1 protein-coding gene is annotated in these 560 nt (G+C 47.7%); it reads left to right on the top strand.

What is annotated here, in order from left to right:
• The coding region (locus R7E78_RS29225) for an ABC transporter transmembrane domain-containing protein (RefSeq protein ID WP_318059033.1) at nucleotides 1-560 on the top strand (560 nt) is incomplete at both ends.

Raw genomic sequence — 560 nt, 5'->3', positions numbered from 1 at the left:
TCTACGTGACGGTTTACTTCACCAGTATGGTCGTGATGTTAGCAGCTGCAGATTGGCGTTTAATGATTCCAATGATTGTCTGGCTTTTGGTTTACATCGCGATTCAGATTTACTTTGTACCGAAACTGAAAGATGTGGCCTCTGAGCAAGCCGATGCGCGCTCAACCATGACAGGCCGTATTGTCGACAGCTACACCAACATCCAAACCGTAAAGCTGTTTTCACATAGCCAACGAGAAACCCAATATGCTGAACAAGGCATGAAAGGATTTCTCAACACGGTTTATCGCCAAATGCGCTTGGTTACGGGCTTTGACGTGGCAGTTGAAATCTCCAACTACATCTTGGTGTTTTCCGTCGCGGCTTTGTCGATTTATCTGTGGTTGGACAGCGCGATTAGCGTCGGTGCCATTGCTATTGCGGTCAGCCTAGCGCTGCGCGTTAACGGCATGTCGATGTGGATCATGTGGGAAGTAGGAGCCCTGTTTGAAAACATGGGTACTGTCGTGGATGGCATGAAAACACTGTCCAAACCTATCGATATCCAAGACAAACCGAAT

The sequence above is a fragment of the Vibrio sp. YT-19(2023) genome (genome assembly GCF_033337395.1).
Note: the sequence above shows the minus strand (reverse complement) of the source record. Positions and strands in the feature narration are given on the sequence as shown.